The following is a 23,132-nucleotide window of genomic DNA, read 5'->3' on the forward strand; positions in this document are numbered from 1 at the left end:
GAGACATGGCCACCGCCCCCGAGAAACTCCTGCTCCGCCTGGAGTGGAAGGTCGTCCGCCGGCTGGACGGCCGCCTCCAGGGCGCCCACCGTACGGCCCACCGCGGCGCCGGCATCGACTTCACCGGCCTGCGCCCCTACACCGAGGGCGACGACGCCCGGCACATCGACTGGAACGTCACCGCCCGGCTGGACGAGCCCCACCTGCGTGTGTTCACCGAGGACCGCGAGCTGACGGTGTGGCTGGTGCTCGACCGGTCGGCGTCGATGCTGGCCGGCCGGCCGGGGCGCGGCAAGCACGACGTACTGGCCGAGCTGGCGCTCGTCCTGGCCCGGCTGTTCGGGCGCGGCGGCAACCGCGTCGGCGCGCTGCTGTTCGACACCGGGATGTTGCGCGTCGTGCCGCCCGGCACCTCCCGGCGGCACGCGCTGCGGATCGGCGCCGAGCTGGAACGCACCGCGGCGGCGCGTCCCGGCGCCACCACGGACCTGGCGGAGATGCTGGAGGCCGCCGGACGGCTCGCGCGCCGCCGGGCGCTCGTCATCGTGTTGTCGGACTTCATCGGCGACGGCGACTGGGAACGCTCGCTCCAGCGCCTGGCCCGGCGGCACGAGGTCGTCGCCCTGCGCGTCGTGGACCCGGCCGACGACGCGCTGCCCGAGGCCGGGCTGATCGTGGTCGAGGACGCCGAGACCGGCGAGCAGCTCGTCGTCGACTCCACCGACCCGCTGCTCAGGGTGCGTTTCCGGGAGGCCGTGGACGCCCGCGACACCCGGCTCGCGGCGGGCATGCGGCGGGCCGGGGTGCCCGTCCACCGGGTCGGCACCGACCGCGACCTGGCCGAGACGCTCGTCGAGGTCGTCGCCCGGACCCGGGACCGGTCGCCATGACCGAGATCATCGGCGACCGCCTGACTATGTCGTCCCCGCTGCTGCTGGCCGCCGGGCTGCTCGTCACGGCCGCGCTCGCCTGGGCGGCCGTCGTCTCGGCGCGCCGCCGGAGGTCCGCGCTGGTCGCGGCGGGGGTCGTCCTGGCGCGCGGGCGGGGGGCGTACCTCGGGACCGGCCTGACGGTCGCGGGCGTCGGCGTGCTCGCGATCGCCGCCGCGGGGCCCGCGGCCATGGTGCCGGTCCCGCGGACGGCGGGCACGGTCATCCTCGCCGTGGACGTCTCCAACAGCATGGGCGCCGACGACGTCGCGCCCACCCGGCTGGCCGCCGCGCAGCGGGCGGCCCGCGCGTTCGTGGCGGCGCAGCCCGACAGCGTGGACATCGGGGTCGTCGCGTTCGAACGGGGTGCGCTCACCACCGCGCGGCCCGACGCCGACCACTCCGTCGCGCTCAGGGCCATCGACCGGCTGAGGATCACCGGCGGCACCTCGCTCGGGACGGCCATCACGGCCTCGCTGACGGCGATCACCGGCAAGCAGGTGGTCATCGGCCGTGACGGCGCCGCGCCCGACATCGGCTACTGGCCGTCGGCGACGATCGTGATGTTCTCCGACGGGCAGAACCGGGGCGGCGACGTCGAGCAGGCCGCCGCCGTGGCCCAGAAGGCGGGCGTGCACATCCACACCGTCGGGGTCGGCACCGAGGCCGGGGCGACCGTGCAGGTGGACGGCTACCACCTGCAGACCTCGCTGGAGCCGGACACGCTCACCGCGATCGCGCGGGCCACCGGCGGCGCCTACCATCCCGCCTCCGACGCCGCCCGGCTCGACGGCGTCGCCGGCACGATCGACCTGCGGCTCACGGTCTCCGACGAGCCGCTGCCGCTCGCCGGCGGGCTGATCGGGCTGGCCCTCGCGCTGCTCGGGGCCGGAGCGGCGCTCACCGTACTGCGGTCCGGACGGGTGATCTGAATGTCGTTGTCATGGCCGTGGGCGCTGCTGTCCGCCCTGATCATCCCGTTGATCTTCGCGGTCCGCTGGTGGGCGCGTCGCCGCCGCCGGCGGGCCGCCGTCCGCGTCACCTCGATCGCGCTCGTACGGGCCGCGCTTCCCGGACGTACACGCTGGACGCGGCGGATCCCCGTGGCGCTCTTCGTCGCCGGGCTGGCGCTGCTCGCGGTCGGGGCCGCCCGGCCGCAGGCGTCGGTGCCGGTGCCGATGAGGTCGGCGACGATCCTGCTCGCGCTGGACACGTCCGGCTCCATGTGCTCCACGGACGTCGATCCCAACCGCCTCACCGCCGCCAGGAAGGCCGCCGCCGACTTCATCGAGTCGCAGCGCGGCGGCCCGCGCATCGGCCTGGTCACCTTCGCCGGCACCGCGGGCCTGCTCGTACCGCCCACCGACGACACCGACGCGCTGATCGAGGCGCTGGACAACCTCACCGTCGACCGCGGCACCGCGATCGGGCAGGCCATGCTCACCTCGATCGACGCGATCGCCGAGATCGACCCGTCGGTGGCCGCCACCGGCGCCACCCCCACCGCCGCGGACCGGGGATACGCCGGCGCGGCGATCGTCGTGCTCACCGACGGCGCCAACACCCAGGGAGTCGACCCGCTCACGGCCGCCCAGGAGGCGGCGCTGCGCCGCGTACGGGTCTTCACCATCGGCTTCGGCACCACGAACCCGGTCCCGATGGTCTGCGACAACTCGCAGTTCGACGGCCGCGGCTTCAGCGCGTGGGGCGGCGGGTTCGGCGGACGCGGCGGCTTCGACAGGGGCCGCAACCCCCGTGTCATCGACGAGCCCACCCTGAAGGAGATCGCCCGGACGACGGGCGGCTCCTACCACCGCGCCGAGAACGCCGGCCAGCTCCAGACCGCCCTCAACGCCCTGCCGGGCTCCTTCACCGTCATCCGCCAGCGGGTGGACACGGCCGCCGCCTTCGCCGGGGGCGGCGCGCTCCTCGTCGTCACGGCCCTGTCACTGTCCCTCTGGTGGAACCGCCCCCGTACCTGAGTCGTCGGGGTCGGTGCGGTCGGCGAGGCGTTCGCAGCGCTGGCGGGCGGCCTGCGCGGTGCCGAGCCCCAGCCCGAAGGCGATCTCCTGCCAGGTCATGCCGCGTCCCCGGGCCATCCGCAGCAGCCCGGCCTCCAGGGCGTCCAGCTCCCCGCGGACCAGCGGGACGAGACTCAACGCCGCGGTGATGTCGGCGTGGTCCACCTCGGGCTCGCCGTCGTGCGGCGTCGCGGCCCCGCTGAGCAGGAACGACACGAGCCGTACGGCCTCGTGCGGGCCGATCGCGGACGGGTGGGCCTGCCGGGCGCGCTGCTCGTCGGTGGCCGCGTGCCGCTCGGCGATCCGGAACAGGGACGCGTGGACGCGCCGGACACGCGCCTGCTCGGGGTCCGGCGGCGAGAAGGGGTGATCGTCAGCACTCGTGGACATGAGCCCACGATGCCTTGCGGAACGGTCTGATGTCAACGCGACGTTTTGAACAGACTGTTCAAGCCTTGAGTCTCCGTTTGAAGGTTTTCCGTCTCTATCAGGATGGTTTCGCCTTCAGGTTTACACCGAAAGTTCAACGATAGCGTTGAAGGAATGGACATCAAGGAAATCGCCTGGCCACTCGACGGCGCGGGCATCTCGGACTTCCTGCGGTCGCTTCCCGTACGACCGCTGCTGCTCGGCCTCGGCGAGGCCAGGCACTTCGTGGGGGAGCTGGGCGAGCTGCGCAACGAGATCTTCCGGCACCTGGTCGAGCACGAGGGCTACCGGGCCTTCGCCATCGAGAGCGACTGCCTCATGGGCCTCGTCGTGGACGAGTACGTCACGACCGGCACGGGCACCCTCGACGACGTCATGGAACGCGGCTTCAGCCACAACTTCGGCGCCTCCCCGGCCAACCGCGAGCTCGTACGCTGGATGCGCGCGTACAACGAGGAGCACGAGGAGAAGATCCGGTTCTTCGGGTTCGACGGCCCCCTGGAGTATTGGGCGGCGAGCCCGCGCCAGGCGCTCACCGGCCTGCACGCCCTCCTCGGCGGCCCGCTCCGCGACACCGTGGTGACCAGGGAGACCCTCGACACGCTCCTGGGCCAGGACGACCGGTGGGCCGACGAGGCCGCGGCCATGGACCCGTCCCGGTCGATCGGCCGGTCCGCCGAGGCCCAGCGGCTGCGGGTGATCGCCGACGACCTGGCGGCGCTGCTCGACACGCAGACACCGCAGTTGGGCGCACGGGACAGGGAACGGGCCGAACTGTACGCGCGCACCGCCGTCGGCCTGCTCCGCTACCACCACTGGATGGCCGACGACTCCCCGGAACGCTGGACCCGGCTGTCGGCCCTGCGGGACGCCATGATGGCGGCCAACCTCCAGGCCGTCGCCGAGCACGGCCAGGCCCTGGTCTTCTCCGCCAACCTCCACCTGCAGCGTGCCAAGAGCGTCATGCCGCTCGGCGAGCAGCGGCTGGAGTGGTGGAGCGCGGGCGCGATCACCGCCACCCGCCTCGGCGACCGGTACGCCTTCCTGGCCTCCGCCTTCGGCACGGCCGCGGGCGCCACGCCGCCCCCGGACACCGTCGAGGGCATCCTGTCCACGCTCCCGTGGGAACACTCCGTCGTCGACGCCCGCCGCCTGGCCGAGTCCGTCGCTGGGGCCGTCGCCGAGTCCGGCGCCGGGTCCGGTGCCGCGCCCGCCAAGCGGGTCTCCCACGACTTCGCCTATTTCCCGCTGGACCCGGACCAGCTCGCCGGGATCGACGGGATCGTCTTCCTCAAGGAGGTCGGCCCCTGGGGCTGAGCACCGACGTGCCGGGACAGCAAGATGGCCCCTCCCGAGAAGGGAAGGGCCATCAGGTGGACGTGAACTGCTGAAGGAACGGCCTAACGGGAGGAGTCCCACGCCATTTCCATGTCGTCCATCCCCGCGTACGGGTCGTCCATCTCGTAGTCGCGCTCAGGCTCGCGCGTCTCGTAGGAGGGCTGATCCATTTCCTGCCTGATCTGCTCCTCGGGCTCCCAGCCGCGGTCGGGCTCCCAGCCGCGGTCGGGCTTGAAGCTGTGGTCGGGCTTGAACCCGTGGTCGGGCTTGAACCCATGGTCATGCTTGAAGCCGTGGTCGGGCTTGAAGCCGTGGTCGTGACCGTGGCCCGGGTGGTGCGGCTTCTTCCCCGGACGGCAGTGGTGCCTGTTCTTCCCGGGCGGGCAGATGTCGTGCGGCTTCTGCACCACGCGGATCGTGGCCCTCGCCGGGTTGGAGGTCAGGTTTCCTGCCTTCGCCACGGCGGTGTTGGTGATGGTGAAGCGGCAGCCCCGGTGGCAGTCCGGCTTCCCACCCGTACGCGACGGCACGATGAAGGTGCCCGTACAGGTCGTGGACTGGCCCGGCTCCAGGGTCGTGGTCTCGCAGACGATGTTCCGCACGCGGTTGTCGTTGATCCGGAGGTTGTCCGCCGTCTCGTTCGAGTTGTTCCTGACGTCGTAGCGGTAGGTCACCCTGTCCCCGGGCCGGTACACCCGGGAGTCGTCGACGCTCTTCTCCAGTTCGAGCATGCCGCGCTCGTTCTCCACGCGGATGATGGCCTCCGACTGCGGCGACGAGACCTCGGTCGAGTCCCTCCTGCCCCTCGCCACGGCGATGTTGAGCACCGTGCCGCGCTCGGCGTCCTCCTCGGTGACGGTGTAGGTGCCCGTGCAGGTCGTGGACCGGCCCGGCTCCAGCGTCGTGCTCTCGCAGACGACGTTCTCCACCAGGTTGTCGTCGATCCGGAGATCGGTCAGGGTCTGGCCCGAGTTGTTCGTCACGACATAGCGGTAGGTGACCGTGTCGCCGGGCATGTAGATCCGGGAGTCGTCGACGGTCTTGTCCAGGTCGAGCGTCGCGCGCTCGTCCGAGACCTCGATGGTCACCTCCGACGGCGGCGAGGTCACCTCGTTCGAGTCCGCCATGCCCGTGGCGACGGCGGTGTTGGTGACGAAGCCGCGCTCGGCGTCCTCCTCGGTGACCGTGTACGTGCCGCGGCAGATGATCCGGTCCCCGACGTCCAAGGTGCTACGCGGGCAGATCACCTCCTCGACCACGTCGTCCTCGATCGCCAGGTCGGTGATGTTGATGTTGCCGGTGTTGGTCACCACGTACTCGTAGGGCACCTCGGTGCCCACCGGGACCCGGTCCGGAAGGTCGGCGCCCTCGGCCACGCGCTTGGTGAGGTTCAGCTCCGGCCGTTCGACCACCGGGCGGACGACCACGTTGCGAACCAGGTGGACGTCGTTGAACAGACCGGTGGACGCGGCGAACCCGAACTTGTACGTCGCGGGAACCGGCGTCGGCGCGGGCGTGGTCAGCACCTGCTGCATGCCGTTGCCGTCGTTGAAGTCGATCGACACCGTGACCACGGGGTTCGGCGCCGGCGAGATCCGCACGTTGACCCTGCGGCGCGACTCCTCAAGGACCTCCTGCGCCTCCTCCGGGTCGTCCGGCACCGACATGGTCGGGCCCTGGAGCTCGCCCGGCAACGTCGAGGGCCACGGCCCGGTGGTGGTGAAGTTGTCGGTGGTGGCGGTCAGGAAGCAGTAGCCCGCCGTACCGTTGCCGGGCCCGCGCAGGGTCACCATGTTGGGACCCGGAGCCGGGATCCGGAACGCCGTACCGGCCGGCGAACGCTGCGCGCAGGTACGCCCGCGCTGCTCCCAGTCCCCGAAGTAGTTGCCGAGGACGTCCAGGCCGACGCCGAGGTAGCCCTGGTCGACCCCGGGCTCGAACTCGTTGGCCGGGTTGTCGTCGGGCAGCTTCTGCGCGTACCCGAGACTGCCGCCGAACGCGCCGGGGCGGTTCAGCGTGGCCTCGCCGTTGATGAGGAAGAAGGAGATGCCGTCAGCGGGCACCAGCGTGTCGCTGCCGTACTGCCACTGGTCGAAGGTGACGTCCACGCCCTGCTCGGCCGGGATCGCCTCGTTGTACAGTGCGGCGGCCGTCTGGTCCAGATCGGCGCTGGTCAGCTGGAGGTAGCCGAACGGGGCTCCTCCGGTCGGCGGCACGGGACCCGCGGCGTCCGCCGGGCATCCGCCGAGAGGATGGTTGCCCGGACCGGGCGGCGGGGCTGCGGGAGCACCTGTCAGACAGGCCGACCCCACGCCGATGAACTGCGGGATCGCGGTGGCCCCGGTGAAATCCTCATCGACGATCGGCACCGGTTGCGCGGCCGCCGGCTGCGCGGGCTGGAGCGCGACTGCCATCGCGCTCATCAGGAGCATGCTGGATATGGCTGCACGTCGTTTGGGGCCAGGTGTTCTGGTCACCGGCCCCGACAAGCCAGAGCGTATCTTCACGATTACAGAACGTAGCTATGCGCACTTGTGAAGAGCCCGACCGACATAGCAAACGATCAGCCACGAATGTGACCATTCTCTTTACGGGCATACCGGTTTCCTCGATCATTCCGCTCTTTCGAGGGAAAGTCGTGCATCCGGCCCGGCATTTCGCATGATGAAGACGGTCACGCTGCGTGAGTAAGAGACCAGGTCAGCCGGTGAGCTCACCCAGCCGGCGCAGCGCGGTCAGCCCCGGCATGAAGCAGTACTCGCCGCCGCGGGTGACGACGAAACGCGGCAGCCCGGCCAGGCGCCGCCGTACGGGACGCCGGGGGATCGTGAAGTCGCCGGAACCGTCGGCGGCGCCGACGACGGGGTCCCTGGCGTCGCCCGCGCCGAAGAATACGCCGTCGTTCATCCATTGCGACTGGACGAACTCGAACTGCCGCCCGAGATGGGCCCCGACGAAGGTGAACATCAGCCCTCGGTCGGCCCCGTCGTCCTCCAGGACGCCTTCGGGCAGCGGCGGGCCGTACGCCGTCCCGCGCCGGATCATGCGGTGCAGCCGCGGCTCTCCGGCGACCGAGGCGTCACGAGGATTGCCCCGGCGGATGTGGCACCCGCAGGGGGTGGTGAAGCCGGCGGAGTCGTCCCGTTCGTACAGAAAGGTGTTGTTGCGGGTGCGGTCGGCCCCGAGGGTGGGGTCGTCGCGCAGCGGGCTGAGCGCCAGCGGCGCGCCGCTGCGCCAGCGTCCCATGATCTTCGCGGCCAGCAGTTCCTCGTCCTCGGGGCCGGTGGAGTTGTCCTTCAGGTACTGCCGGAACAGGGCCACGCGCTGGTGGAGCTTGCGGAAGACCACGTAGGAGCCGTTGCGGCCGAGCACCTCGGGCCGCGTGGACTGGATGCCGCCGAGTTCGTCGCGGTAGCCGAGCACGAACTCGCCCGCCTTGAGCGGCGTCTCCAACGGGTTGGAACCGGCGGTGCCGCTGCCTTCGACGGCGGGATGGCTGATGCCGTCGCGGTAGCCGAAGGGCTCGGTCTCGGTGGGCAGCGCGTGGCAGTTCTGCCGCCAGACGGCCGTCACGCCCGGCAGGGCTTCGTAGGCGGGTCGGGCACGATCGACCGCGGCCTCCAGCAGCGCACTGTCGGGCGCGAGCGCCACCAGGACCACATGGACGCCGGACGTGCCGAGCGGCGCCTCCCAGTGCTCGGGGCCACTCTCGCCGACGTCCCCCAGCGCCGTGGCCCGTGCGGCCATCCCCTGCCGGAACTCCCAGGCGAAGGTGTCCAGCGACTCCTGAGGAACGCCGAGTGCCCGCAGGCCGTGGTAGGTGAGCGCGATGCTGACCCAGGTCTCGCCCAGCGGGCTCACCGTGTCGGCGGCCGAGGTCACCACCGCGCTCGCCCGCCGCATCAGCTCCCGTCCCTGCTCGCGGTCGTCGATGCGGAACAGGATGTAGGTCGCCGCGTACGGCGTCGGCCGGGGGCTGAGGACGCCACGCTGGATGTCGTGCAGTTCGAGCGTGGACCGCGTCTGCTCGCTCATCGGAACGGCCTCCCCGCCCGCGTTCACGTCATCTCGACGAGGTTGCGCCAGAAAGTGCGCAGGCTCTCGTCGACGCCGAACAGCGAGCTGAAGATCGTGCTGTCGGCCAGGATCACGTCGCCGGCCCGGTCGCCGGCGGGCGGCATCCACAGGAACATGTCGAACTCGGTGTTCCCCGCCTCGGTGAACGGGTTCGGCGGCCTGGACATGTCGATCGACTGCCTGCCGAGCACCTGGACGACGTCCGGATCGTCGGTGGTCACGGCGTAGTGCGGCAGGTGCATGTGGAAGTTGAAGCGGGTCACGCCCCGCAGCCAGCCCTTGGTGTCCAGGTCCGCGGCGATGGACAGCGGGGCGCTCCTGTTGCCGTCCACCACCGCGGGGCGCAGGCCGTAGCGGTTCTCGACCGGTACGCCCAGGCCCGCCATCAGCGACCGGGTGTACCGTCCGAAACGCTGCTGGCGCGGCACCAGCGCGTCGCCGTGGTGGTGGTACTCCAAGTCGCGCACCGTCAGATCGTCCGACGCGCCGACGTCGTGGTGCGGCCCGAGGGCCAGGCAGGTTCCCTCCCGGCGGAGGAAGTCGCGCAGCGCCTCGATCTCCGCGGGGGTCGCGTCCTGCCCGGTGATCATGTGATCCAGGCCCCAGACGAACAGGGTGTCGGTGTCGGCCAGTACGCGTTCGTCCAGCGGCGTGTGGAAACCCGCCTGGTCGACACGCTGGTACACGGGCACCTGATAGCCGGTGGTCTCCTCGACGAACTGCTGGAAAGGGCGCCAGCCCCAGAAGAACAGTTCCAGCCCGCCCGCGATGCCCTGCTGGAAACGCAGCGGATCCGCCCACTGCGGATCCTCGTACGCCGGCCACAGGACCCGGCGTATCTCGGTCATCGTGGAGAACCGGTTGTCCAGTACGGTCACGTCCCGGCCCGCCTCGGCCGGGAAACTCCACGCCACGTAAATGCTCATCCGGCGCCGACCGGCGCGGTACGGGCGCGGTACGTGGTTCTGGTTGTAGGTGCGCGCGGTGGCGGACTCGCTCATCTCATCTCCAAGAGACACCGGTGGACGTCACTGCAACTGGTCGAGCATCTCCGACAACGCGCTCTTGATCCGCAGTGCCTTCTTGACCTCGTCGGCCGTGACGTACGGATACTCGCCGTACTCGATGAAGCTCGGGCAGTGGTGTTCACGGACGAACCTGACGAAGGCGTCCGGGTTGGTCTTCCAGTCCTCGGGAAAGCCCTCAAGGTTCTCGAAGGCCGTGTTCACCCCCGCCCGGGTGAACAGGGCGATGGCGTCCTCGGTGTACTTGTCGAAGTCGGTGTCGAAGATCCCCTGGTACATGAAGCGCGTGTCGTCGTCGAAGAGCACCCAGCGCAGGTAGTGCAGCTTCAGGGGCGCGAGCAGGTCCGGGTCGTCCTCCAGCGCCTTGGCCAGCGTGTGGCCGTAGCCGCGGATCGCGTCGGCCCGGCCGGGTTTGACCTTCGCGATGATCGTGAACCCGTAGCAGGCCGGGCTGCGCGGGTAGACGGGGCCGTACTTGCCCTGTTCCAGGTGGCTGGTCTCCTTGGGGAAGACGGCCGCCTGCGGCTTGATCTCCATGCCGATCCCTCCGTGGCTCTGCTCCGGGGGAAAGGGGAAATCATCCTCTGTGTGACGATCCTCCCACGATGGAGCTTTGTGCGGCAAGTCGCCCGTCACAATCCGTAGATGAGATCTTGACGATGCGTTACCTTCCGGTGTCGCGGATGCCCGGTCCGGGTGTGCCGTCCAGGTAGGCGAGCACCGCGCGGACGCGGCGGTGGCCGGCGTCGTCCGGGGCCAGGCCGAGCTTGGCGAAGATGTTGCCGATGTGCTTGTGGACGGCGTTGTCGGAGATGCGCATCCGTTCGGCGATGGTGGCGTTGTCGTGGCCCTCCGCCATGAGCGCGAGCGACTCCCGTTCGCGGGCGGTGAGGGTGTCCAGGGGGTCGTCGGCGCGGCGGGCGAGCAGCTTGGCGACCACTTCGGGGTCCATGGCGGTGCCGCCGGCCGCGACGCGGCGCAGGGCGTCGACGAACTCGGCGACCCGGCCGATGCGGTCCTTGAGCAGGTAGCCGATGCCGCCGCGGCCGTCGGAGAGCAGCTCGCCGGCGTACTCGCGCTCGACGTACTGGGAGAGCACCAGGACCGGCAGCGCGCCGTGCTCGCGGCGGGCCCGCAGCGCGGCGTGGATCCCCTCGTCGCGGAACGTCGGCGGCAGCCGTACGTCGACGACGGCGATGTCGGGCCGATGCTCGGCGACGGCGAGGAGGAACGCCTCGCCGTCGCCGACCACCGCCGCGACGTCGCAGCCCTTCGCCGCCAGCAGCAACTTCAGGCCATTGGCCAGCAGGACGTTGTCCTCGGCGATCACGACCCGCACGGGACCTCCTGGACGATCATCATGCGCACGGCATCCGGACGGCGAGCGTGGTGGGCCCGCCCGGCGGGCTGTCGAGCCGGACGACGCCGTCGAGGGCGGCGACCCGGCGGCGTATCCCGGGGATCCCGGTGCCGCGCGTCTCGTCGGCGCCGCCCTTGCCGTCGTCGGTGACCTCGATGGTCAGTACGTCGCCGGCACGTTCGATCCGGAGGGCCGCCCGGGTGGCGGCGGCGTGCTTGGTCACGTTCGTCAGCGCCTCGGCGATCACGTAGTAGGCCACCGTCTCCACGGTTGCCGGGAGCGCGCCCAGCCCGGCGAGCTCGATGCGGACCGGCACGCCCGACCGGGCGGCCAGCGTCGTCAGCGCGCCGTCGAGCCCGCGGTCGGCGAGGATCGGCGGGTAGATCGTCTGGAGCACCGTGCGCAGCTCGGCCATCGCCTCCTCGGTCGTCTCGTGCGCCTGGTCGAGCAGCGCCGCGACCGTGTCCGGGTCGTCGGCGAGCGACTCGCGGGCCAGGCCCAGGTGCATGGCGATGGTCACCAGGCGTGCCTGCGTACCGTCGTGCAGATCGCGTTCGATCCGCCGGAGCTCCGCGCCATGGGCGTCGACCACGCCGACCCGGCTCCTGGTCAGTACGTCGACCCGCTCGGTGAGCCGCTCGCGGGCCGACGGCGTGAGCACCGCCAGGCACAACCGCGCGTGGAGGCGAGCCGGCATCGGGAGCACCCACCAGGCCACCGCACCGAGGACGGCGATCTGGACGGAACCCCCGGCCAGCGCGGTCACCCAGTCGTCCACGGGGACGTCGAGGAACGAGAACAGCGTGGGACGCGCGTCGGAGGGAAACGCCCACCACAAGGTCATCGCCACCGCGGCGACCACGATGTTGCCCAGGCAGAGCAGGGCGGCCAGCCCGAGCGGGAACCCGACGGCGACGTGCGCGAGCGCCCAGCCGAGATCCCGCCGCCCGCCCGGCCGCCCTTCGGCCGCGACGCCGAGCAGCCGACCGGCCCGCCGGCGGTGCCAGGCCGCCCAGCCCTGCGCGACCGGCGGCGCGAGCAGCACCGGCAACGCGAACGCCGTCACCACGGCGGTGGCCAGCGTGCCCAGCAGGTAGACCGAGCCGGAGAACGCACGGTCACGCATACGTACCTCCTCACGACGCCGTACGGGGTTCATTATCCGGTGCCGGTCCGGGCCGGAAACTACAGCGGGCTGTACCTGCGTGCCTGCGGCCGGCTGTATCGTGCCGGAGGTCCGGGGCGAAATAGCGTCCCCGACCATGAAACCGACGTATGCCCGCGGACGCCTGGTCCCGGCCCTCGCCCTGATCGCCCTGTCCGTCGCCTTCGCACCCCCGGCCAGGGCGGACGGCGGCCCGCTTCCGGTCGGAGCGGGCGGCGACCCGTCCTCGTCGCTCGACTGGAAGCCCTGTTCCCAGGGTGCCGACGACGCCCTCGGCGGTGAGCTCGACCGGGCGGGCGCGCGGTGCGCGGAGCTCGCCGTCCCGCTCGATCACTCCAGGCCCGGCGGCCGTACGATCACGCTCGCGCTGTCCCGCCTCCCCGCCGCCGACCGCGCCCATCGCATCGGCACCATGGTGCTCAACAGCGGCGGCCCCGGCGAGAGCACGCTGGGCATGCCCCTGCGGACGCGCGCGGCGATGAAGGACGTCGCCACCCGTTACGACCTCATCGGCCTGGACCCGCGCTTCGTCGGACGCAGTACGCCGCTCGACTGCGGCTGGCCCGTCGGCCTGTGGGTCCGTTCGGCCGGGGCGACCCGCGCCCGGTTCGATCATCAGGTGGCGGTGCAGCGTGACCTGGCCGAGCGCTGCGCCCGGCGGCACGCCGACGTGCTGCCGTACGCCAACACGCGCGACACGGCCCGCGACATCGACCTCGTCCGCCGTGCCCTCGGGGAGCGCCGGATCTCCTTCCTCGGCTACTCCTACGGCGGCTACCTGGGCGCGGTCTACACCCAGATGTTCCCCGGCCGTACCGATCGGGTGGTGCTGGACAGCGCGGGCGACCCGGACAAGTGGGGCCCCAGGGCGACGCGGGGCACCGAGGACGAGGCGGAACGCGCGCTGCGCGGCTGGGCGGCCTGGGCCGCCGGACGTCACGGCACCCACGGCCTCGGCGCGACCACCGCCCGCGTGCTCGCCACCGTGGACTCGATCGTCGCCGCCGCGCAGGACCGCCCGCTGCGTGTCGGCCGGTTCGAGGTGGACGACCAGGCGGTGCCGTACCTGCTCTCCGTCGGGTCCGGTGACGACCGTCCCGCGGCCCGCGCGGAGTTCGCGTCCACGGTCCGGACCCTGAACGAGGCCGCCCACGGCCGCCCGGCCGAGCCCGGCGCCGAACTCGCCGGATTCCTCGCGTTCGTCCTGACCAGCGCCGGCTCGCCGTTCGCCGGGCCGACCGCCGCGATCGTCTGCGGCGACCGCGCCGCGCCGCGCGACCCCGACACCTACTGGAACGACGTCCAGCGCAGCCGTGCGCGCCATCCGCTCTTCGGCCCCCTCAAGAACAACATCTGGCCCTGCGCCTTCTGGCCGAACGAGCCGCGCGAGCCCCTCACGCACGTCGCCAACCCCACGCCCGCGCTGATCGTGTCCGCCACCGGCGACACCGCCACCACCTACGAGGGCGGCAAAGCCATGCACCGGGCGCTGACCGGCTCCCGCCTGCTCACCCTGCGCGGCGCCACCGCCCACGGGATCTACGGCGAACACGGCAACGCCTGCGTGGACGCCAAGGTCAACGCCTACCTGGCCACCGGCGCCCTCCCCACCGCCGACGCGACCTGCGTCAGTGATTGACGCGGGACGGGTGAGGCGCCGCGAGGCCCGGCGCGGGCGAGCTGCCCGCCGCCCTTCGCCGCCCTTCGCCGCCCTTCGCTGTTCTGAAGACCGGCGGCGGCATCAGGCCCGTGATGGACCGGGTCCCGCGTCGCCCGGCCGCCCGCAGATCCTGCTCCAGGCCCCGGCTCAGCCTCCGCCCAGGCCCCGGCTCGGGACCTGCTCCAGGCTCGGCTGTTCGGGGGTGATCTGGTGGGTGGCCTGGTGAGTGGCCTGGCCGTGTTGACCCCGCTGGCTATGCCCGCCGTCCTGATCACCGCTCTTGCCCCCGACAGCCTGCACCTGCGCCGCCTGCTGGACGCGGCCCACCCCGTCGAGTGATCGCCCGGCGAGCACCTCACCGACGAGCCCTTTTCCTGAAATATGCCGATATGTCCTCTTTGGGTAGACTTCGCCGCTTGTGGAGATCTACCTGACCCAGGCGAGAATCGCCCTGCTTCTCGCCCCGCTCGCCATCGCGCTGCTGTTGCTGCCCTTCGTCTCCCGCCAGTACGGCCGCTTCGGGCACATCGGACGCTGGTCGGGTTTCGTCACAGCGGCGCTGGTCCTGTACGCCTGCGGCGTGGTGGCCTTCACCCTCTTCCCGCTCCCCGAGGTGACACCGGACTTCTGTGCGACCAGGCAGAGCCTCGCCGCGCCGCGCTGGCAACCCCTGTCGAGCATCCAGGACGTGCTCAGGGAGAACGCGGGACGCGGCCTGCCCGCCGCGCTGTACAGCAGGTCGGTGCTGCAGATCGTGTTCAACGTCGCCCTGTTCGTACCGCTCGGCTTCTTCCTGCGCTACCGGCAGCGGCTGGGCGTGGCCCGAACCCTGACGATCTCCTTCGCCGGTTCCCTGGCGATCGAACTGACCCAGCTCACCGGCCTGTGGGGCCTCTACCCCTGCGCGTACAGGCTGTTCGACCTGGACGACCTGATCATCAACACGGCCGGCGCCGGACTCGGCTGGGCGCTGGCCGGCCCGGCCGCGCGGCTGCTGCCGGGACCATGGCCGAAGCCCCGCCAGGACCTCGCCCCGCCCACCGCCGCCCGGCTGGCGCTCGCCATGCTGCTCGACGGCGTGGTGTGGTTCTTCGCCTCGCCGGTGTTCGGGCTGCTGTTCGTCCAGGCCCACCGGCTCGTCACGGGTGGACCCATGCCGGACGACGCCCTCCTGAGGGACGTCTTGCCCGGCCTGTCGTACGCGATGACCGGGTTGGTCCTCTTCGTGCTCTTCCCGGCGGTGCGCGGGGACGGCGCCACACCGGGCCGCGCGGCCGTACATGTGGCGGTCTGTCACGCGGTGACCGGGCGGCCCGCGCCTGTGCTCGCGCGACTGATCCGCTCGGCGGCGCCGTACCTGGCCGTCGTCGTGGGTTCTGTCGTCGGCGGTGTCGTGCCCGTCCTCGCCCTCCTCCTCGTCCTGGAAGTGGAACGGCGTGGCGTCATAGCGCGCTGGACCGGGACGCGGCTCGTCACCCGGGCCGCCGCCCGCCGGGCGGAAGTCGTGGGGGAGTCGGCCGCCCACACTGTTCAACGAGTGGATCAACTGCCTCCGCGCCCCTGATCCGAGCAGAGCTGCGCGTGCAGGGTCTGGAACGCCCATCGTTCCCAGCGCTCGCCCGGCCAGCCGCGCGTATGCACGAACAGCAGGTACAACTCGGGGCTGAGCAGGCCGTACAGCAGGTCGGCGGCCTCCTCGGCGGACACCTCGGCCCGTGCCCCGGGCTTGCCGACCAGGGCCTTGGCCGCGTCCTGCTGGACGACATAGCGGGGATCGACGTCCTGCGGCCACAACGCGGCCACCTCGGGGTCGCTCGCGACCGCCGCCTCCAGGACCTTGCCGATCGGGGCGACGCGCTCCAGCACCGCGGTCGTGCCGGCGACGTAGGCGCGCAACATGTCCTGGGCGGTGCCGGCGGCCAGCGCCGTCGCGTACCAGGGCCGGTCCATCGTGGCGACCGGTTCGTCGTCGCCCGCGATCGTGACGTCGACCAGTTCCTTGAGCAGGGCGCGTTTGTTGCCGAAGACGAAATAGATCGTCTGCACCGCGACCTCGGCCTTCTCGGCGACGTCCTGGAGGTTCGTCGCGCCGTATCCGTCCTGGACGAACAGCTCCAGCGCCGCCTGGAGGATGCGCCGCCGGGTCTCCTTCGCCTTCTGGGCCCGCTTGTTCGTCCGCTTGACATCGCTCATGGCTAGAGTTTATCTCTAGATTCAGTCGCTAGAAGTCAACTCTAGAGAACGGATCCAGTCATGACGGTCATCAGCGTCACCCGCTTCCACGCCGATCCCGCGGACGCCGAGCAGGTCCAGGCCCGGCACGCCGCCCTCGTCGCCGCCATCAGAGAAACCCGGTCCGGTCTCACCGAGGCCCGCCTCGGCCGGCTGGACGACGAGACGTGGGTCGGCGTCTGGCGCTGGAACTCGGCCGACGACCTGCGGGCGGCCCGCCAGGCCGCGCCCGGCGCCCCCGCGGCCGTCGCGGCGTTCGAGGTCGCCCGCGACGTCACGGCCGAGGACATCGAGATCCTGGCCGAGCTCTGACGGCCTGCCTCGACCCGACCCCGGCCCCGGAACCGTGGGCCGGGGTCCCCCCGAACCGAGGAGACGACATGATCGAAATCGAAGCGCTGACCAAGGTGTACGGCACCGCCCGACCCCCGGCGGTCGACGAGGTGTCCCTGCACGTCCCCGCCGGCTCGGTCTTCGGCTTTCTGGGGCCCAACGGCGCCGGCAAGACCACGACCATCAAGATGCTGGCCGGACTGCTGACCCCCACCTCCGGCCGGGTCCGGCTGGGCGGCTTCGACGTGGCCAGGCAGCGATCGTCCGCGATGGCGCAGTTCGGCGCCGTGCTGGAAGGCTCCCGCAACGTCTACTGGAGCCTGTCGGCCTGGCAGAACCTGATGTACTTCGGCCGGCTCAAGGGCCTGCGCAAGGCCCGGGTCGCCGAGCGCGCCCAGGACCTGCTGACCGACCTGGGCCTGTGGGAACGGCGCCACGACAAGGTCGGCGGCTTCTCCCGGGGCATGCAGCAGAAGGTCGCGATCGCCGTCGCCCTGATCGCCGACCCGCCGATCGTCCTGCTGGACGAGCCGACGCTCGGCCTGGACGTCGAGGCCACCCGTACCGTCAAGGACTGGATCACCGAGCTGGCCCGCGAGCTCGGCACCACCGTCCTGCTCACCACGCACCAGCTCGACGTGGCCCAGGAGTTGTGCGACCGGGTGGCCGTCATGCGCGGCGGGCGGCTTGTGGCCGACCTGCCCACGCACGAGCTGCTGGCCCGCTTCCGCGAACGTGACAGGTACGAGATCCGCATCGAGGGCACACCCCCACCCGGCCTCGACGCCGTCACCCACGAAGGCGTCACCACGATCGACGTACGGGTGAACGATCCAGGCGAGGTGTACGACGTGGTCGAACGGCTGCGTGCCCAAGGCGTCGTCCTGGAGTCGCTGACGCAGGTGCAGCCCGACCTGGAGGACGTGTTCCTCGCCCTGGTGAGCGAGCCGTCCCATGCGTGAGGTCCTGCGGGCGGAGATCGGCAAGGGCCTGCGCGTCCAGCTCGCCCACCCGGTCGGCCACGTCATCACGCTGCTGATCAGCACCATGATGTACCTCGGCCTGCAGTTCGTCCTCGGCCAGGGCGAGCTGCGCCAGGACCTGCTGCCGCCGACCCTGGTCGCGATCGGCGGCTACTGGTTCCTGCAGTACGCCGGCCTGGTGATGGTGGCCGACCTCGCCGAGGAGAAACGCGCCGGCACCTTCGCCCAGTCCCAGATGAGCCCGGCGCCGCCGTGGCTGCCCATGCTCGGCCGGCTGATCACCGCGTCGGTGTTCGGGCTGGGCGTCGCCGCCGTCGCGGCTCTCGTGCCGATGCTGGCGGCCCGGATCGCGATCCCCTTCCACTGGGCGGCACTCCTGCCCGCCACGCTTCTGCTGATCAACGTACTGGCCTTCACCCTCCTGATGGCCTCCCTCGCCCTGGTCAACCCGATGATCGGCGCCCTGCAGTCGTTGTTCACCTCGCTGGTGCTGCTGCTCAACGGCTCGTTCCTGCCGCTGGACCTGTATCCGGACTGGCTGGCCGCGGCGGCCAGAGTCCTGCCCACGACGCTGGGCATCGAGGCGCTCGCCGAGACGCTGTTCGAGGGCCGTGGCGTGGCCGAGGTCTGGACCGGCGGCTCGCTGCCCTGGCTGCTGGCCCACACCCTCGCCCTCGTCGCCGTCGCGGGCCTGCTGTTCGTACGCAACCACCGACGTGCCCTGGAGTCGTCATGACCTTCGTTCGCGGATTCGCCGCCGAAGCCGGCAAGGGCCTGCTCACCCTGCTCGCCGGATGGCGCGAAGTCCTGCTGGAGATGATCACGTTCCCGCTGTTCTACCTGCTCATCGTGCTGTTCATGGGACGCGGCCAACTCCGTACGGACCTGCTGCTGCCGGTGCTGCTCGGCATGGTGGCGCTGACGTTCATCCACGAGCAGGTCAACCGGGTGTTCTGGGGTTACCTGGGCGACATCCAGTCCGGCGTGCTGGAACAGACCTACCTGACCCCGCTTCCCTCGGCCGCGAGCATCCTCGGACGTCAGGTCGCCGCCGTGATCGCGGCCGTACCCGCCGCGCTGGCCGTCCTGGCCACCGGCGCCACCGCGATCACCCTCCAAGGCGGGCGCCTGCCCGTCGACGCGCAGGTGATCGTGCCGCTGGCCGCCATCGTGCTGGGCACCTGCGGGCTCGCCCTCATCCTGTGCGGCCTGACCTTGGTGTTCAAACGCATCGAGATCATCACCCAGCTGTCCGTGGCCGTCTACGCCATCGCCGGCGGCACCCTGGTGCCCCTGGCCGCCATGCCCGTCCCGATCGCCGACCTCAGCCGCCTGGTCGTCCCCATCGCGCCCGGCATCGAGGCGATGCGCGACATCCTGCTCGGCGGACATTCCCTGGCCGCCCTCCCGACCGGCTGGGGACTCGGCTGGCTGCTGGCCCAGCCGCTGCTCATCACGGTGGCAGGGGTGCTCCTGTTCAACCGCCTGGAGAACATCGCCCGGCACCGAGGCACCCTGGGCCGCCCCTAGGCCGACAAGTCACAGAGTCACACGAGCATCACTCTATGGTCATGTCACTCTATGCATATCTATGACTACGTTATGTGTCGATGGTTGGACCGGCCGTACGAAGTGGATCACCGAGCGCGGCCGGACCCAAGAACGCGACAGAAGGAGAAGGAGCCCCCGCATGAGCATGATCCAGACCGGCGTCCTCGACCTGGACTCCACCAACCCGGTGGCCACCACCGGCGGCGACACCTCCACCTTCACCCAGGTGACCTTTCCCACGCCGTTCCCCGCCGGGTCGCGCGTGGTGGTCCTCCCCTTCGTACAGACCTTCAACGGCCCGGAGACCCCCGGCCTCCGCATCGCGGACGTGACCCCGCACGGCTTCCGAATTCGTATCAACGAGATCCTCGCCGGAGCCGTCAAGAGCGACGGCCACCACACCCGCGAAACCATCGGCTGGCTTGCCACCACCGTGTAACCCCGACCGGGCCCCGCGCACACACTCACAACGCGGGGCCCCACTATGCGCCGAGGCTCAGGACCCATCGCGACACCGTAACGGCCCCGTGCCACGGAGGCGCTTCAGACGGAGCCCGTCGGCGGAGGTCATCTGCAAACCGTCCTCGCACCCGCACCTGAAGGCTCGACCGTACGGAGCCCCGTTCACACTGATTCCGGGGGGCAGGGGGCCGCCGCCTGCGGCTGGCCGCAGGCGATCCTGAAATCACCTTGGTGGCGGACTTCTGCTCTGCATCTACGAACTGCCACGGAACACCCGAAGGGCCTTTCAAGGCCTATGCCAGTATGGGCGCGCGATCTCAGGGCGAGTCGTCAGTGAATGGTGGTGAGGTCGACCGCCGTCGCTTACGTGTCTGCTTCTGCGGGGCCGGGTCCTGATCTGATGGTTCGGGGCGTTCGATGCGGGTGGGGTCGCCGCGTACGAGCTCGTCGTGGACACGCCAGCGGGCGGTCGTGACGGCGCGTTCTGTCACCTGGTCGCCGTGTTCGATGCGTTCGCGCAGCAGACGGATGGCGATGCGGCGGTTGAGGCTGAACTGCCGTTCGGTGTCGACCACGACGACGAACCCCGTGGGCCGGTGGGTCGCCCGTACGGCTGTGCTGGCCTTGTTGCGGTGTTGGCCGCCGGGGCCGCCGGTGCGGCAGGCGACGATGTCGACGTCCGCTTCGGTGAACGTCGTACGCGGGATGTCGACCTGGCACGGTTGGGCGATGACGTACCAGTTCTTCCGGCCGGTCCCGGTCCGGTAGGGGCTGGGGGCCTGCCAGCACAGGGTTCCGGTCCACGAGGCGGCGAACGCCTCGGCGTCGTCCCCCTCGATCCGTACGAGGACCGACCGGTAGGTGCCGGGCCGGTCACCGGGAACGGTGTGGTCCCGATGGGTTTCCAGGTCCTGCCTGGTGGCGTCGCCTTCCAGGCGGCGCAGCAACTGGGCCAGCGCCCAGGCGCACTCCTGCGGGCCGCGTCCGGCCGACAGGAGCAGGTGGACGCTCATGACCGGCCTCGCCCGCGCCGCCGGTTCCTCTCGGATGTCGGCCCGAGGTCGGGTGTCTTGTAGGTGACCAGGGGGATCGTGGTGGCCACGGGCGTGGCCAGGCCGTGGTCGACGAGGTCGGCGATCACTTGCTCGATGCGCTTGTACGCCGTCGGCGCCTCCTCGAAGAGAAGCTGGCGGTCGCCGCACACTACCAGCGACCCCACCGGCGTACGGCGCAACTCCTCGACCGTGTGCTTGGCCCGCCCGCGGCGCAGGGCGTCCGCGCGCGACATCTTGCGGCCCGCGCCGTGCGCCACGGAGTGGCCGGCGTCCGGCCCGGCGTGGGCGGCCACGAGGTAGGACGGGGTGCCGCGGGTACCGGCGATGAGCACGTCGCGGCCGTCACCCGGCGCCGCCCCCTTGCGGTGCAGGTAGACCCCGTCGCGGCGCTCGACCAGGTTGTGGCACTGGTCGAGGATCGGCTCGGCGGGCTCGAACCCCAGCGCGTGGGCGACCCGGGCGGCCAGCAGTCGCCGGTTGAGCGACCCCCACCGTACGGCCTCGTCATGCATCGCCAGGTACGCACCAGGATCAGGGGCGGGACCCGCGCCGTGGACCGCGGTGTGCTCACGCAGGATCCGTTCGCCCAGCCCCCGGGAACCGCTGTGGACGATGAGCACCAGGTCGCCGGCGTCGAGACCGAGGCGGGCGGCGTGGTCCGGGGCGAGGACGGTCCCGATCCGGGCCAGCTCGACGAAGTGGTTGCCCCGGCCGACCGTCCCGAGGCCCTCGACGTGACCCGCGGGGATGTCACCCTTCATGACGGTCCAGGCGGGATCGTCGGCATCTCGTTCAGGATCCAGCGCACGATCGAGATCGGGAAAGCGGGCGGCGAGCTTCTCGGGTACGGCGCGCTTGAGCCTGACGGGGAACACGGCGATCCCGCAACCGATGTCGGAGCCCACCAGGAACGGATACAGGACGGCCGACGTCATGGCGGCGCCGATGGGCGCGCCCTTGCCGGGGTGCAGGTCCGGCATGGCGGCGACGTGCGTCATGCCGTCGAGGGCGGCCACCTGATGGCATTGCGCGACGGCATCGGACTCGATCCAGCTCGTGGGGGAGGCGAACACCGTGACGGTGGCGGCCCCCTCCGCCGGCGTGGACGGCGGCGGGAGTTCCTGGGGGGAGTGACGCTGAGACAAAGACGCTCTCTTCGCTGAAAAGGGGGGTTATGGGCATGCGGGATGACGGCGCGAGCCGGCGCCGTGACATCTCGAAGTGGCGGGGGTGCTGTCCGTCAGAGCCTCATGGACACCACATTCCCGGAGTCCCGCCGTACCAGGCAAACGATTTTCGAGCCGTACGGACCTGCGGGGCCGCGCGGCCACCAGCACGCGCCCTTCGCCACCGACACCTGGCAATCCCCACTGATCCCGCGCAGGCTCCAGCGGCCTGGCGACTGTACTTCTCGAACCTGCCCGGCCCGATCGACCACGTTGCGGTTGACCAGGCCGGGCTCGGCACCGTCGAGGATGCCGTCCTCCTGCCTCTGACAGCCACCATGGAGATCGCTCAGAGGAAGTCAGGGCCCGACCTGGCCGCCGTACCGGAGGCTGGCCACGCCTGTGCGAGGGGATGCGATGGCACGCTCAGCCGGTCGGGAAGTGCAGCCTGAGATGCTCCATCCCGAACACGCGCCGCATCTTCCCCTTGATGAGGACGGGCTGGAGCACGGTGAACACCCGCTCGATCGCGGTCTCGTCATAGTCGTCCAGTGTCGGGGTGGCCCGCAGGAACACCGAGCCGTCAGGCAACTCGTCGACTTCGTCGAAGGCGCCCGTCGCTGCCAGCGCCGCCGGTCCGCCCAGCCGGGCTGCCAGCGTGCCCGCGCACACGGTGACCCAGGAGTAACCGCGCAGTTCGAGCTCGCAGCGCGGGACGGTGACGGCGTCCAGGGCGCCGAGCGCGGTCTCCAAGGGGGTCTCGTCAGTGAGGCAGTCGTCGGTGACGTGGCCGAAGCAGGCCCCGGTGACGGCGGCCCGCCGCTTCAGCGCCTCCGCCCAGCGCTGCTGGGCCTCGGGCGGATGCCGGTCACCGGAACGCGGCACCTGCTCCACCCTGAGTTTGAGCCACGGCTCGGCTTCCCCGGCAGGAGCGGACACGTTGATCCACACGGTGCCGTTCCCGGGGAACCCCCGCTCGTCGAGTGGGGTGACGATGTACTCGACCATCTGGGGGCGTCGTCGGACCGCACGGGCGACCGCGCGCAGGCTCGCCTCGGAGTACGGCATGGTCTTGGAGAACGGGCGGGAGAGCGCGGGTTTGACGCGGAACTGCGCCCACAAGCCGCCCGGCTCCCCGGAGGGGGTGCGGCCCGTCCCGTCGTCGAGGGCGGCGGGGTTCATCCGGGGGGCGCGGGCCAGCAGCGACGCCAGGTCCGGGGCGAAATCGGCCAGCGCGCCCGACAACCAGTCCGATGTCAGGCCGGCGCGGTGGTCGTCCGACTTCGCGCGGACGACGAGTTCGGCCGACAACCTGTTGGAACCGAGCGTCACTGTCCCTCCTTCGG

Annotated in this window: 23 protein-coding genes; 12 read left to right on the forward strand and 11 right to left on the reverse strand. The window is 71.1% G+C overall.

What is annotated here, in order from left to right; genetic code table 11:
* The first annotated feature begins 5 nt into the window (after window positions 1-5).
* From IEZ27_RS41775 to IEZ27_RS41785, 3 genes are read left to right on the forward strand one after another with little or no spacing between them, the layout of a single operon-like run.
* Window positions 6-890: a DUF58 domain-containing protein gene (locus IEZ27_RS41775; protein ID WP_189652326.1), complete on the forward strand. Its 885-nt coding sequence runs from the start codon at window positions 6-8 to the stop codon at window positions 888-890.
* Window positions 887-1,861: a VWA domain-containing protein gene (locus tag IEZ27_RS41780; protein WP_229824813.1), complete on the forward strand. Its 975-nt coding sequence runs from the start codon at window positions 887-889 to the stop codon at window positions 1,859-1,861. The genes IEZ27_RS41775 and IEZ27_RS41780 overlap by 4 nt, the downstream gene beginning before the upstream one ends.
* On the forward strand, window positions 1,862-2,911 hold the full coding sequence (locus IEZ27_RS41785) for a VWA domain-containing protein (RefSeq protein ID WP_189652327.1): 1,050 nt from the start codon (window positions 1,862-1,864) through the stop codon (window positions 2,909-2,911). It abuts the gene before it with no gap.
* On the opposite strand, the gene IEZ27_RS41790 is transcribed toward IEZ27_RS41785, so the two are convergent.
* Window positions 2,876-3,340 (reverse strand): DNA-binding protein, encoded by a 465-nt coding sequence (locus IEZ27_RS41790; protein WP_189652328.1) that lies wholly within the window; start codon window positions 3,338-3,340, stop codon window positions 2,876-2,878. The genes IEZ27_RS41785 and IEZ27_RS41790 overlap by 36 nt on opposite strands.
* A gap of 153 nt (window positions 3,341-3,493) precedes the next feature.
* On the opposite strand from IEZ27_RS41790, the gene IEZ27_RS41795 reads away from it, so the two are divergent.
* A complete protein-coding gene (locus tag IEZ27_RS41795; protein ID WP_189652329.1) occupies window positions 3,494-4,696 on the forward strand; it encodes an erythromycin esterase family protein in 1,203 nt (400 codons plus the stop codon).
* Window positions 4,697-4,779: 83 nt separating this feature from the next.
* On the opposite strand, the gene IEZ27_RS41800 is transcribed toward IEZ27_RS41795, so the two are convergent.
* From IEZ27_RS41800 to IEZ27_RS41825, 6 genes are all read right to left on the reverse strand, one after another.
* A complete protein-coding gene (locus IEZ27_RS41800) occupies window positions 4,780-7,140 on the reverse strand; it encodes a DUF7507 domain-containing protein (RefSeq protein ID WP_189652330.1) in 2,361 nt (786 codons plus the stop codon).
* 277 nt (window positions 7,141-7,417) lie between these two features.
* The gene (locus IEZ27_RS41805) at window positions 7,418-8,752 is read right to left on the reverse strand and encodes a Dyp-type peroxidase (RefSeq protein ID WP_189652331.1); all 1,335 of its coding nucleotides are present in this window, start codon (window positions 8,750-8,752) and stop codon (window positions 7,418-7,420) included.
* Window positions 8,753-8,775: 23 nt separating this feature from the next.
* Entirely contained in the window at window positions 8,776-9,795 is a 1,020-nt protein-coding gene (locus IEZ27_RS41810) for a hypothetical protein (protein WP_189652332.1), read from the reverse strand.
* Between the two features lie 27 nt (window positions 9,796-9,822).
* The gene (locus IEZ27_RS41815; RefSeq protein WP_125647694.1) at window positions 9,823-10,356 is read right to left on the reverse strand and encodes a hypothetical protein; all 534 of its coding nucleotides are present in this window, start codon (window positions 10,354-10,356) and stop codon (window positions 9,823-9,825) included.
* A 127-nt stretch (window positions 10,357-10,483) separates the two neighbouring features.
* A complete protein-coding gene (locus IEZ27_RS41820; protein WP_189652333.1) occupies window positions 10,484-11,158 on the reverse strand; it encodes a response regulator transcription factor in 675 nt (224 codons plus the stop codon).
* A gap of 19 nt (window positions 11,159-11,177) precedes the next feature.
* Complete coding sequence (locus IEZ27_RS41825) at window positions 11,178-12,305, reverse strand: sensor histidine kinase (protein WP_229824814.1); 1,128 nt, start codon at window positions 12,303-12,305, stop codon at window positions 11,178-11,180.
* A 136-nt stretch (window positions 12,306-12,441) separates the two neighbouring features.
* On the opposite strand from IEZ27_RS41825, the gene IEZ27_RS41830 reads away from it, so the two are divergent.
* From IEZ27_RS41830 to IEZ27_RS41835, 3 genes are all read left to right on the forward strand, one after another.
* The gene (locus tag IEZ27_RS41830) at window positions 12,442-13,983 is read left to right on the forward strand and encodes an alpha/beta hydrolase (protein ID WP_189652335.1); all 1,542 of its coding nucleotides are present in this window, start codon (window positions 12,442-12,444) and stop codon (window positions 13,981-13,983) included.
* A gap of 231 nt (window positions 13,984-14,214) precedes the next feature.
* Window positions 14,215-14,343, forward strand: coding sequence for a hypothetical protein (locus tag IEZ27_RS55165; protein WP_268246118.1), 129 nt, complete (start codon window positions 14,215-14,217; stop codon window positions 14,341-14,343).
* Between the two features lie 79 nt (window positions 14,344-14,422).
* Window positions 14,423-15,568, forward strand: coding sequence for a VanZ family protein (locus IEZ27_RS41835; protein WP_189652336.1), 1,146 nt, complete (start codon window positions 14,423-14,425; stop codon window positions 15,566-15,568).
* Here the strand turns inward: IEZ27_RS41835 and IEZ27_RS41840 are convergent.
* Window positions 15,547-16,197 carry a TetR/AcrR family transcriptional regulator gene (locus IEZ27_RS41840; protein ID WP_189652337.1) on the reverse strand — a complete coding sequence of 217 codons (651 nt, stop codon included), beginning with the start codon at window positions 16,195-16,197 and terminating at the stop codon, window positions 15,547-15,549. The genes IEZ27_RS41835 and IEZ27_RS41840 overlap by 22 nt on opposite strands.
* A 60-nt stretch (window positions 16,198-16,257) precedes the next feature.
* Between IEZ27_RS41840 and IEZ27_RS41845 the strand changes: the two genes are divergently transcribed.
* The 5 genes from IEZ27_RS41845 (at window position 16,258) to IEZ27_RS41865 (ending at window position 19,542) form a co-directional block, all read left to right on the forward strand.
* Window positions 16,258-16,548, forward strand: a complete 291-nt coding sequence (locus IEZ27_RS41845) for an antibiotic biosynthesis monooxygenase (RefSeq protein WP_189652338.1) — start codon at window positions 16,258-16,260, stop codon at window positions 16,546-16,548.
* Window positions 16,549-16,616: 68 nt separating this feature from the next.
* The gene (locus tag IEZ27_RS41850; protein WP_125647729.1) at window positions 16,617-17,531 is read left to right on the forward strand and encodes an ABC transporter ATP-binding protein; all 915 of its coding nucleotides are present in this window, start codon (window positions 16,617-16,619) and stop codon (window positions 17,529-17,531) included.
* Window positions 17,524-18,288: an ABC transporter permease gene (locus IEZ27_RS41855; protein ID WP_189652339.1), complete on the forward strand. Its 765-nt coding sequence runs from the start codon at window positions 17,524-17,526 to the stop codon at window positions 18,286-18,288. The genes IEZ27_RS41850 and IEZ27_RS41855 overlap by 8 nt, the downstream gene beginning before the upstream one ends.
* The gene (locus IEZ27_RS41860) at window positions 18,285-19,082 is read left to right on the forward strand and encodes an ABC transporter permease (RefSeq protein WP_189652340.1); all 798 of its coding nucleotides are present in this window, start codon (window positions 18,285-18,287) and stop codon (window positions 19,080-19,082) included. The genes IEZ27_RS41855 and IEZ27_RS41860 overlap by 4 nt, the downstream gene beginning before the upstream one ends.
* 160 nt (window positions 19,083-19,242) lie before the next feature.
* Window positions 19,243-19,542, forward strand: coding sequence for a hypothetical protein (locus tag IEZ27_RS41865; RefSeq protein ID WP_125647738.1), 300 nt, complete (start codon window positions 19,243-19,245; stop codon window positions 19,540-19,542).
* Window positions 19,543-19,882: 340 nt separating this feature from the next.
* On the opposite strand, the gene prfH is transcribed toward IEZ27_RS41865, so the two are convergent.
* From prfH to IEZ27_RS41880, 3 genes are all read right to left on the reverse strand, one after another.
* A complete protein-coding gene (prfH, locus tag IEZ27_RS41870) occupies window positions 19,883-20,578 on the reverse strand; it encodes a peptide chain release factor H (protein WP_189652341.1) in 696 nt (231 codons plus the stop codon).
* A complete protein-coding gene (locus IEZ27_RS41875) occupies window positions 20,575-21,765 on the reverse strand; it encodes an RNA ligase RtcB family protein (protein WP_189652342.1) in 1,191 nt (396 codons plus the stop codon). The genes prfH and IEZ27_RS41875 overlap by 4 nt, the downstream gene beginning before the upstream one ends.
* A 447-nt stretch (window positions 21,766-22,212) precedes the next feature.
* Window positions 22,213-23,118: a hypothetical protein gene (locus tag IEZ27_RS41880; RefSeq protein ID WP_189652343.1), complete on the reverse strand. Its 906-nt coding sequence runs from the start codon at window positions 23,116-23,118 to the stop codon at window positions 22,213-22,215.
* Between the last annotated feature and the right edge of the window lie 14 nt (window positions 23,119-23,132).

The sequence above is a fragment of the Nonomuraea spiralis genome, assembly GCF_014648435.1.
Lineage (GTDB): Bacteria > Actinomycetota > Actinomycetes > Streptosporangiales > Streptosporangiaceae > Nonomuraea > Nonomuraea spiralis.

Bases quoted from the DNA above. Each gene is read 5' to 3' on its own strand.
- IEZ27_RS41775 (WP_189652326.1), top strand. From the start codon at position 6: ATGGCCACCGCCCCCGAGAAACTCCTGCTCCGCCTGGAGTGGAAGGTC.
- IEZ27_RS41780 (WP_229824813.1), top strand. From the start codon at position 887: ATGACCGAGATCATCGGCGACCGCCTGACTATGTCGTCCCCGCTGCTG.
- IEZ27_RS41785 (WP_189652327.1), top strand. From the start codon at position 1,862: ATGTCGTTGTCATGGCCGTGGGCGCTGCTGTCCGCCCTGATCATCCCG.
- IEZ27_RS41790 (WP_189652328.1), bottom strand. From the start codon at position 3,340: ATGTCCACGAGTGCTGACGATCACCCCTTCTCGCCGCCGGACCCCGAG.
- IEZ27_RS41795 (WP_189652329.1), top strand. From the start codon at position 3,494: ATGGACATCAAGGAAATCGCCTGGCCACTCGACGGCGCGGGCATCTCG.
- IEZ27_RS41800 (WP_189652330.1), bottom strand. From the start codon at position 7,140: ATGAGCGCGATGGCAGTCGCGCTCCAGCCCGCGCAGCCGGCGGCCGCG.
- IEZ27_RS41805 (WP_189652331.1), bottom strand. From the start codon at position 8,752: ATGAGCGAGCAGACGCGGTCCACGCTCGAACTGCACGACATCCAGCGT.
- IEZ27_RS41810 (WP_189652332.1), bottom strand. From the start codon at position 9,795: ATGAGCGAGTCCGCCACCGCGCGCACCTACAACCAGAACCACGTACCG.
- IEZ27_RS41815 (WP_125647694.1), bottom strand. From the start codon at position 10,356: ATGGAGATCAAGCCGCAGGCGGCCGTCTTCCCCAAGGAGACCAGCCAC.
- IEZ27_RS41825 (WP_229824814.1), bottom strand. From the start codon at position 12,305: ATGCGTGACCGTGCGTTCTCCGGCTCGGTCTACCTGCTGGGCACGCTG.
- IEZ27_RS41830 (WP_189652335.1), top strand. From the start codon at position 12,442: ATGAAACCGACGTATGCCCGCGGACGCCTGGTCCCGGCCCTCGCCCTG.
- IEZ27_RS41840 (WP_189652337.1), bottom strand. From the start codon at position 16,197: ATGAGCGATGTCAAGCGGACGAACAAGCGGGCCCAGAAGGCGAAGGAG.
- IEZ27_RS41845 (WP_189652338.1), top strand. From the start codon at position 16,258: ATGACGGTCATCAGCGTCACCCGCTTCCACGCCGATCCCGCGGACGCC.
- IEZ27_RS41850 (WP_125647729.1), top strand. From the start codon at position 16,617: ATGATCGAAATCGAAGCGCTGACCAAGGTGTACGGCACCGCCCGACCC.
- IEZ27_RS41855 (WP_189652339.1), top strand. From the start codon at position 17,524: ATGCGTGAGGTCCTGCGGGCGGAGATCGGCAAGGGCCTGCGCGTCCAG.
- IEZ27_RS41860 (WP_189652340.1), top strand. From the start codon at position 18,285: ATGACCTTCGTTCGCGGATTCGCCGCCGAAGCCGGCAAGGGCCTGCTC.
- IEZ27_RS41865 (WP_125647738.1), top strand. From the start codon at position 19,243: ATGAGCATGATCCAGACCGGCGTCCTCGACCTGGACTCCACCAACCCG.
- prfH (WP_189652341.1), bottom strand. From the start codon at position 20,578: ATGAGCGTCCACCTGCTCCTGTCGGCCGGACGCGGCCCGCAGGAGTGC.